This is a genomic window from Arenibacter flavimaris (genome assembly GCF_030291335.1).
Taxonomy (GTDB): Bacteria; Bacteroidota; Bacteroidia; order Flavobacteriales; family Flavobacteriaceae; genus Arenibacter.
Map to the genome: position 1 here is coordinate 1 of NZ_JASWIM010000025.1, position 9,503 is coordinate 9,503.

At 38.3% G+C, this 9,503-nt stretch carries 6 protein-coding genes and 1 rRNA gene; 6 read left to right on the forward strand and 1 reads right to left on the reverse strand.

Annotated elements, in window-relative coordinates; genetic code table 11:
* Nucleotides 1-288: 288 nt before the first annotated feature.
* The 6 genes from rplS to QSE00_RS17115 all read left to right on the forward strand — a co-directional run bounded on the left by rplS (nt 289) and on the right by QSE00_RS17115 (nt 8,207).
* A complete protein-coding gene (rplS, locus tag QSE00_RS17090) occupies nt 289-639 on the forward strand; it encodes a 50S ribosomal protein L19 (RefSeq protein ID WP_110358018.1) in 351 nt (116 codons plus the stop codon).
* A gap of 1,035 nt (nt 640-1,674) precedes the next feature.
* Nucleotides 1,675-3,894 (forward strand): NADP-dependent isocitrate dehydrogenase, encoded by a 2,220-nt coding sequence (locus tag QSE00_RS17095; protein WP_286106878.1) that lies wholly within the window; start codon nt 1,675-1,677, stop codon nt 3,892-3,894.
* 123 nt (nt 3,895-4,017) lie between these two features.
* Nucleotides 4,018-6,393 carry a TonB-dependent receptor gene (locus tag QSE00_RS17100; protein WP_286106879.1) on the forward strand — a complete coding sequence of 792 codons (2,376 nt, stop codon included), beginning with the start codon at nt 4,018-4,020 and terminating at the stop codon, nt 6,391-6,393.
* A gap of 4 nt (nt 6,394-6,397) precedes the next feature.
* Complete coding sequence (locus tag QSE00_RS17105) at nt 6,398-7,231, forward strand: DUF4249 family protein (protein WP_110358015.1); 834 nt, start codon at nt 6,398-6,400, stop codon at nt 7,229-7,231.
* Nucleotides 7,232-7,266: 35 nt separating this feature from the next.
* Entirely contained in the window at nt 7,267-7,503 is a 237-nt protein-coding gene (locus tag QSE00_RS17110; protein WP_110358014.1) for a DUF6095 family protein, read from the forward strand.
* Between the two features lie 182 nt (nt 7,504-7,685).
* On the forward strand, nt 7,686-8,207 hold the full coding sequence (locus QSE00_RS17115; RefSeq protein WP_110358013.1) for a 5' nucleotidase, NT5C type: 522 nt from the start codon (nt 7,686-7,688) through the stop codon (nt 8,205-8,207).
* A 1,149-nt stretch (nt 8,208-9,356) separates the two neighbouring features.
* Here the strand turns inward: QSE00_RS17115 and rrf are convergent.
* A 5S ribosomal RNA gene (gene rrf, locus QSE00_RS17120) occupies nt 9,357-9,468 on the reverse strand.
* Nucleotides 9,469-9,503: the final 35 nt, after the last annotated feature.

A 9,503-nucleotide genomic window follows, 5' to 3' on the forward strand; every position in this document is an offset into this window, starting at 1 on the left:
CAAGAGCATACCTCCTGTCCAAAAATCATGATCGGGCATAAAAAAATGACCCTAAATAAAATCTAAGGGCAGTTAATATTCTATGTGTTCTACAAAATTAAGCTAACTCCTGAAAGTGCCTAGACCAATGGAATACAATGAACTTAGGATGATTTTTTAAGGGATAATATTGATAAAAAACTCCCAATCACTTGTAAGTTATAAATATTAGATTAATTTTGCACTCCATTAAATCAACCTCTGACGATAATCGTGAAAGTTGGTTTAAGTAAATAATAATTAAAAACGATGGAAGAGTTATTAAAATTTGTAGAAAACGAATTTATTCCTAAAAAAGATTTTCCAAACTTTTCAGCTGGGGACACTATTACCGTGTACTACGAAATTAAGGAAGGTGAAAAAACAAGAACACAGTTTTTTAAAGGTGTTGTTATTCAAAGAAGGGGAACTGGAGCTACCGAAACCTTTACAATCCGTAAAATGTCCGGTACTATAGGTGTAGAGCGTATTTTTCCAATTAATATGCCTGCTCTACAAAAAATAGAAGTGAATAAAAAAGGTAAGGTTAGAAGATCCCGTATTTTCTACTTTAGAGGTCTTACTGGTAAAAAAGCTAGAATTAAAGAGATACGCTCTTAACAAGCTCATAAAATTTACAAAAAAGCATCCTTATTCAGTAAGGATGCTTTTTCATTTATAAACATTTGTTCAGAACTACAGTTCATAATATGTTGGTAATAAAATCGTTACAAAGCTTGTTTATTCAATAATAATTCCTTACTTTTAAATGTGGCTGGAAATTCGTTACTCGGATTAATGAATGTCACATAGAGTTTACGTTCTTTATCTCATTGTTATTTGTCCTTCTATAGTGTTATGCATTATAGATTGCATTCTAACTATTAACTTGCTTGTGTAAGTTGGTAGATTTGTAAGTATTGTGATATTGTTAATGTTAGATCTAGGTTATACATTAGGAATACCAAATATTTGAACATTGAGGAGAAACATCTTTGTCACTTGGTTGTATTATTAAGGATAGAATGTTTCAAACGTTGAAATAGCGACGCAAATGCAATCAATGGTTGCCGTTTTGTAAAAGACAAAACAACAAGTTTGTAAACTATTTCTAGAAAGCCATATCAAGGTAATTTTACAATGATATGGCTTTTATTTTTGCCATAATTTTAACTTCAATATAAAGAATATTACGGATCAAGAACAATTTCTGGTAATTTGGATGGATCATGACCAATTGTTGAGATCAATCCCAAAAGTTGTGTGTGAATTAGAAAAAGAAATAATCTACTATCTCATTTTTGTGTCCTGTTCATTTTTTGCATCGCCCAAAAAACGAACCAAAAAACGCTAGGCTGATTTTAAATTTCTTTAAATCTACGCACTTTCCACGGCCCCGGCGTCCAGGCCGCTTTCACTTGGGTGAAATGCTCTATGGACGCCTTCCACCTTCCAATGTGAAAACCACTTGATTTAAGACGAAATTGAAAATAGGCCGGTCCTTAAGTTCCGTCAATCTTCATGTGGGGATAAGTCATTTATTACCTCCCTTACTTTCCTAGTACACATTTACCCAATATTATAGCCCTTCCCTGTTTATTTGGCATTTTTAAAATTGTATATTTGCTCCGCTTAAACTTAAAAATCTAAATTATAATGCCAAAAATTTTATATACCAAAACAGACGAGGCCCCTGCATTAGCAACACAATCATTCCTACCTATCATAAAGGCATTTACCAAGACAGCTGGAATAGATGTTCAACTTAAGGATATTTCCCTGGCAGGTAGAATAATTGCAGTATTTCCAGATTACTTAAAAAAGGAACAGCAGATCTCGGACGATTTGGTAGAATTGGGAAATTTGGCCAAAATGCCTGAAACCAACATCATAAAACTTCCAAATGTGAGCGCTTCCGCTCCCCAATTAAACGAAGCCATTGCAGAATTACAAAGTAAGGGATATAACATTCCAAACTATCCGGATAACCCAAAAAATGATGTTGAGAAAGATGTTAAGTCTAGGTATGACAAAATAAAGGGAAGCGCCGTGAACCCTGTTTTGCGAGAAGGTAACTCGGACCGTAGGGCTCCAAGGGCCGTTAAAAATTATGCCAAGAAGCATCCGCATTCCATGGGGGCTTGGAGCGCAGATTCCAAAACGCATGTGGCCACCATGACTCAGGGCGATTTTAAATCAAACGAAAAATCAATTACCCTACAGTCAGCCACCGCTGTAAAAATAGAACTCACACAAACTGATGGTACCAAGACTTTACTAAAGGAAAGTATTCAACTTCAGAAAGGTGAAATAATTGATGCCACCGTATTGAGCAAAAAAGCGCTCGTAAAATTCCTACAAGAACAGGTTAAAGACGCCAAAGAGAAAGGTGTGTTGTTTTCCGTGCATTTGAAAGCAACTATGATGAAAGTTTCCGACCCTGTTATTTTTGGTCATGTCGTAAAGGTATTCTTTGCAGATGTTTTTAAAAAACACAGCGCTACATTTCATAAAATTGATGTCAATGCCAATGATGGTCTTGAGATTTTATTAAAAAAAATAAAAAGTCTTCCCGATTCTGAAAGACAGGAAATTGAATCGGATATTGAGAAAACCATTCAGCAAGGTCCTGCCCTAGCCATGGTAAATTCCGATAAGGGAATCACCAACCTACATGTACCAAGTGATATCATTATAGATGCCTCCATGCCGGCCATGATCCGCAATTCAGGTAAAATGTGGGATTCCAACGGAAAAGCTCAAGATACCAAGGCCGTAATTCCAGATAGTAGTTATGCCGGAATCTATACCGAGACTATCAACTTCTGTAAAGAACATGGCGCTTTTGACCCTACAACTATGGGAACGGTACCCAACATAGGATTAATGGCCCAAAAAGCAGAGGAATACGGGTCCCACGATAAAACTTTTGTTATAAAGTCCAGTGGCAAGGTTTCCGTAGTGGACATCAATTCTGGTAATGTTCTAATTGAACACGATGTAGAGGAGGGGGATATCTGGAGAATGTGCCAAGCAAAGGATGCACCTATTCAGGACTGGGTAAAACTTGCCGTGTCCAGAGCCAGGGCTACCAATATACCCACCATATTTTGGCTGGATGAGAATAGGGGCCATGATATTGAATTGATAAAGAAAGTAAACACTTATTTACCCCAACATGATACTTCTGGATTGGATATAAGGATAATGTCTCCTGAAAAGGCTACGGTATTTACGCTGCAAAGACTTAAGGAGGGAAAGGATACCATATCTGTAACCGGGAACGTGCTTAGAGATTATTTAACAGATCTCTTTCCTATTTTGGAAGTGGGTACCAGTGCAAAAATGTTATCCATCGTACCTCTTATGAACGGTGGTGGACTTTTTGAAACCGGTGCTGGTGGCTCCGCCCCCAAACACGTGGAACAGTTTTTATCCGAGGGACATCTAAGATGGGACTCTTTGGGGGAATTCTTGGCCCTTGGGGTGTCTTTGGAATTTTTCGGGGAAAAGAATAACAATAGTCAAGCCATAGTCCTTGCCGATGCTTTGGACAAGGCTACGGAACAATTTTTGGAAAACGACAAATCCCCATCAAGAAAAGTTGGGGAGCTGGACAATAGGGGTAGCCATTTCTTCCTGGCGCTTTATTGGGCAAATGCTTTGGCTGAACAAAATGAGGACCAGGAACTTAAAGCCGTTTTTGCACCTATTGCCGAAAAGCTTTCGAATAGCCAGGATGAAATTCTTAAACAATTGAACGACGCACAGGGTGCACCCATCAATATTGGAGGTTATTATTTACCAGATGAAAATCTGATAAGTAAGGCCATGAGACCGAGCGTTACATTTAATTCCATTTTGGAATCCATCTAAACGAACTTTTTTCTAATTTAAAATGACCTTTTCACTTTATGGAAAGGTCATTTTACTTTAAGAGATTGCAAACTTTTTTTTCCTCAAGAAAATATCGATACATTTAGGTGAAAAATGCTTTTAATGGGAAAAAATACATATGTGCCGTTTTATTTATTACTTCTATTTTCCATTAATCTATTTTCGCAGGAACGGTTCACCCTGAGTGGGACAATAACCGAAATAGCAAGTAATGAGACACTAATAGGTGTCACAGTTGCTGTGCCATCCCTAAGCACAGGGGTTATTACAAATGAATACGGATTCTACTCCATTACGTTACCCAAAGGAAGCTATCAACTTCAAATAAGTTCTTTGGGATACCAAGATATTATTCAAACCATTGATCTTACCTACGATCAAAAAATAAACTTTCAATTACTTGAAGTAGCGGAACAATTGGAGGAAGTAGTGGTTACCGAGGATATTGAAAAATTAAATATTCGTAAACCTCAGATGAGCGTTAACTCCCTATCGGCAGAAACCATAAAAAAGATACCTGTAATTCTGGGAGAGGCAGATATTATAAAATCCATTCTCCTTTTACCCGGGGTTAGCAATGCCGGCGAAGGGGCATCAGGCTTCAATGTTCGGGGAGGAGCCGTAGACCAAAACCTTATTCTACTGGATGAGGCCACCATCTTTAATTCCTCCCACCTATTTGGATTCTTTTCTGTATTTAACCCAGACGCCATAAAGGATGTAAAATTATTCAAGGGCGATATACCCTCCCGTTATGGAGGTAGGGTGTCCTCAGTTCTGGAAATTTTTCAGAAAGAAGGAAATAGTAAGGAGTTAAAAGTCAATGGTGGTATTGGTGCCGTTGCCAGTAGACTATTGGCCGAAGGGCCTATAATCAAAGACCAAGCGGCATTTCTTATTGGCGGTAGGGCATCCTATGCCCATTTGTTCCTACCTCTTTTCGACATAGATAATACAGCCTATTTCTATGATCTAAACACCAAGTTGAACTTTAAGTTAAATGAAAGCAATAACATTTATTTCTCGGGCTATTTTGGAAGGGATGTTTTTTCAATAAGCGAAAGCTTCGTAAACACTTATGGCAATGCGGTTCTTAATTTCCGATGGAACCATTTGTTTTCGGATAAATTATTCTCCAATTTATCCTTGATATATTCTGATTATTATTATGGCTTAAAACTGGATTTTGTAGGTTTCAAATGGAATTCTGGAATTCAAAACTTTAATCTCAAATACGATTTTAAGCATTATCTGAGTAATAATTTTCAAATAAACTATGGTATCAATAACATTTATTACCGCTTTAACCCTGGCAAGATAGAACCCAGCGACTCGGAATCTGGGATAATTGAAAATCAGCTGATCCAAAAATACGCCAATGAATTTGCTGTTTATGTAGATGTTGAACAGAACATTACGGAAAATTTAAGCATGCAATATGGCTTGCGTCTCAGTAATTTTATACGTCTGGGACAGGACGAATTAAATGTGTACGCGAATAACGATCCGGTAGTTTTTGATCCCTTTCTGCAGATATACAAGGAGGCAGATCCAATAGAAATTCTTACTCCTGAACGTAGCGAACAACTCGCAACCTTTACAAATTTAGAGCCCCGTATAGCCTTAGCTTATTCCCTTGACCCCAATAACTCCTTAAAAGCAAGTTACACCAGGTTGGCACAATATCTTCACTTGCTATCCAATACAAGTTCCCCTACTCCCCTAGATGTGTGGACCCCAAGTGGAACTTTTATAAAACCACAATTACTGGATCAATATGCATTGGGATATTTCAAAAATATAAAGGATGGAGATTACTCCCTGGAAACCGAATTATTCTATAAGGATATCCAAAACAGAATAGATTACATAGACGGCGCCAATTTAATTGCCAATGATGCTATAGAACAGGTAATCCTAAACGGGGAAGCAAGAGCGTATGGGCTTGAACTGCTTATAAGAAAAAACCAGGATAGATTTCAAGGTTGGCTGGCCTATACCCTATCCAAATCGGAACAAAGGACCCCTGGACGAAATGCTACTGAAACAGGTATTAATTTAGGAAATTGGTACAACACTCCCTATGATAAGACCCACGACGTTTCCCTATATGTAAATTACGACTTAAATGAAAAATGGAGCTTTAACAGCAATTTTGTGTTCCAGACCGGCCAACCTACCAATTATCCCATTGGCCAATTCCAATTCCAAAATTTGGTTGTGCCATATTATGGACTAAGAAACAAACAGCGACTGCCGGCGTATCACAGAATTGACTTTTCGGCAACACTTACCCCTCGAAAAAATAAGGGCAGAAAATTAAAATCGGAATGGGTCTTTAGCATTTACAACTTATACAACAGAAAAAATGCTGCCTCTATCGGATTTAGTCGCAACGGGGACACAGGGGTAAATGAAGCAGTCCGTACCTCAATTTTTGGCTTGGTACCCGCCGCCACCTATAACATCAAATTCTAAAGAAATGAAGAACATTGTAATTTTATTCTTGTGTTTTATAATCTTTGGGTGTCAGGATGTAATTGAAGTAGATCTTCCTACGGAAGAGCCTAGATTGGTTATCGATGCCCTGATCCGATTGGAGGAGATGGACAATCCTTCTGTATTGATCCAAATAAAGGCCAGTCTAACCAGTTCTTTTTTTGATGATTTATCGCCTGCCCAACTTCAGGAAATTACCCTCACAAACACGCAATCAGGGTCGGTAATAGTTTTGGAAGAATCCATTCCAGATACCGGTGTTTATGAAAATGAGTGGGATTTAGAGGAATTGACACAAGGAGAATTGGAGCTTACCATTCAATATGGAGGCCAAACCTATTTGGCGAAAACCAAATACGTACCTGCCGTTCCCCTTGATTCCTTGGAACAGGGAACAACTACTTTGTTTGGAGATGATGAAACCGAAGTAGTCCTAACCTTCACAGATAACGGGGAGAGAGAGGATTACTATTTATTCGATTTTGATTTCGGTGAATATTTGGTGAGCGAAGATGAGTTTTATCAGGGAAAACGATTTCAGTTTTCATTTTTTTACGATAGTAAATTGGAAGATGAAAGATTGCTAACCATTAGTATTTTAGGTATAGATCAGGATTTTTTTAATTATATGAACCAATTGATTCAACAAAGCGGAGCGGATAACGGTCCCTTTAGCACACCTGCAACCACGGTCAAGGGAAATATAATTAATGTAACCAATACCAGTGATAATGATAGTACAAATAAAAGTAATTTTGCCTTGGGCTATTTTGCCATTTGCCAAACGTTTTCGGATACCCTTCTGATAAAAAAATAATCCATAACATTAAGACGGTCTACAAAATCAAACCTATGCGAACAAATAAAGCCCTCTTATTAAAAGGCCTCAAATATATTGCCTATACCATAGCCCTAATGTTTACTGCGCCGATAATAATATACCAAGCCTTTAAAAATGAAGGGCACCCTTTCTATTGGCCTGTCTTGATCATTGGTATTATTTTAGCCATTGCAGCCATTTCAATGGGGTTTTATAGTATTAAATTGATAATGGATGCCCTGTTCAATAAGGACAATAAACAAGATTAATCGTACCGGTCCCATTCCATAAAGCAAACGGCTCTACTCCCGTTTCTATTGGCGTATCACCAAGGTTATTTAAGGTCTACACTGCAATCCCCAACACATTTAGGCTGTCTCATTACATCCAGAAGCAAATCTTTCCGGTCTTCAAGGGAAAATGGCTATTTTCGTATTTAAAATTTAATTCAATGACCTTATTTGTAGATATGGACGAGGTGTTTGCTGATGCTTATAATGCACATATAACACTTTACAATGCCGAGTTTAATGAAAACCTGACCGAGATGGACTGTATGGGACGTGAGGTTTGGCAATCCGTTCCTGAAGAACGGCAATATAGTGTAAGGAACCATGCCAGGACAGACGGCTTCTTTCGCAATCTGGAACCTATCAAGGACAGTAAGGAAGTTTTAAAGGAATTATCCTCCAAATATGAACTCTATGTAGCCTCAGCTGCCATGGAATACCCCAACTCTCTAAGGGAAAAAAGCGATTGGCTGGATGAGCATTTTCCTTTTATCCATTGGAGAAATCGTATTCTCTGCGGCAGCAAGCATATTCTTAATGGAGATATTTTGATAGATGACCGTAGTTACAATCTGGAGCATTTCCAGGGAAGGAAAATAATGTTCACCTCTCCTCACAACATACACACCACTGGATATGAACGTGCCAACAATTGGTTGGAGGTAGCCCGTTTGCTGTTGTAAATTACAGGGTTTAGGGGATAGTTAATTTGAAAATTTGTTAATGGGCCGATTTGAAAGTGGAACAGTGTAGCAATGAAATAATGTACCAATGATTCAATGTAACAATTGTGTGATCTGAAAATTTGCTGATGTTCCGATTTGAAAGTAGAACAATGTAGTAATGAAACAATGTAGCAATGATTCAATGAAACAATTTGCTGATTTGAAAATTTGTTGATGGGCCGATTTGAAAGTAAAACAATGTAGCAATGATTCAATGTAACAATTTGCTGATCTGAAAAATGGATGGCACTCTGCGAAGTCGTTGCGCAAAGTCGCTGTGCAAAGTTGCTGTGCAAAGTCTCCCGACTTTGGTTTTTCCGTGGAACAATCCTAAAAGTTGTGTGTGAATTACAAAAAGATATAGTTTACTATCTCAAGTTTGTGTCCTGTTCATTTTTTGCATCGCCCAAATGCGTAGCATTCATGAATACCATTAAAGATCAATAGACTAGCCGATGAATAAAAAACGAACCAAAAAACGCTAGGCTGATTTTAAATTTCTTTAAATCTACGCACTTTCCACAGCCCCGGCGTCCAGGCCGCTTTCACTTGGGTGAAATGCTCTATGGACGCCTTCCACCTTCCAATGTGGAAACCACTTGATTTAAGACGAAATCGAAGATTCACGAAAACCTATAAAAAACAATAATAACCACTTAAGTAAATTGAAAATAGGCCGGTTCTTTATTATGTCGACTCTAACATAGTGTCGATAAATCATTACGTCGCTGTGCAAAGTCTCCCGACTTTGGACTTTCACACTAGATTTGAAAATTCGTTGATGGACCGATTTGAAAGTGGAACAGTGTAGCAATGAAATAATGTACCAATGATTCAATGTAACAATTGTGTGATTTGAAAATTTGCTAATGGACCGATTTGAAAGTGGAACAATGTAGCAATGAAACAATGTAGTAATGATTCAATGTAGCAATTGGCTAATCTTAAAAATTGATGGCACTCTGCAAAGTCGCTGTGCAAAGTCTCCCGACTTTGGACTTTCCGTTTGGCGTACGGATACTGGAATCAATCACGCCAGCGGCGTGCCCACAACAGATCCTGTCCAAAAAAAAAGCACCTGCCATATACATGGCAAGTGCTTTCAAAAAAAGGCGGCGGCCTACTCTCCCACTTGGTGTAGCAGTACCATCGGCGCAGACGGGCTTAACTTCCCTGTTCGGAATGGTAAGGGGTGGGCCCCGTCGCCATGGCCACCTAAAATCGTATATACTTTAATTAATGTCCGGTACCTGC

Coding starts and splice junctions, on each gene's coding strand:
- rplS (WP_110358018.1), top strand. CDS start 289: ATGGAAGAGTTATTAAAATTTGTAGAAAACGAATTTATTCCTAAAAAA.
- QSE00_RS17095 (WP_286106878.1), top strand. CDS start 1,675: ATGCCAAAAATTTTATATACCAAAACAGACGAGGCCCCTGCATTAGCA.
- QSE00_RS17100 (WP_286106879.1), top strand. CDS start 4,018: ATGGGAAAAAATACATATGTGCCGTTTTATTTATTACTTCTATTTTCC.
- QSE00_RS17105 (WP_110358015.1), top strand. CDS start 6,398: ATGAAGAACATTGTAATTTTATTCTTGTGTTTTATAATCTTTGGGTGT.
- QSE00_RS17110 (WP_110358014.1), top strand. CDS start 7,267: ATGCGAACAAATAAAGCCCTCTTATTAAAAGGCCTCAAATATATTGCC.
- QSE00_RS17115 (WP_110358013.1), top strand. CDS start 7,686: ATGACCTTATTTGTAGATATGGACGAGGTGTTTGCTGATGCTTATAAT.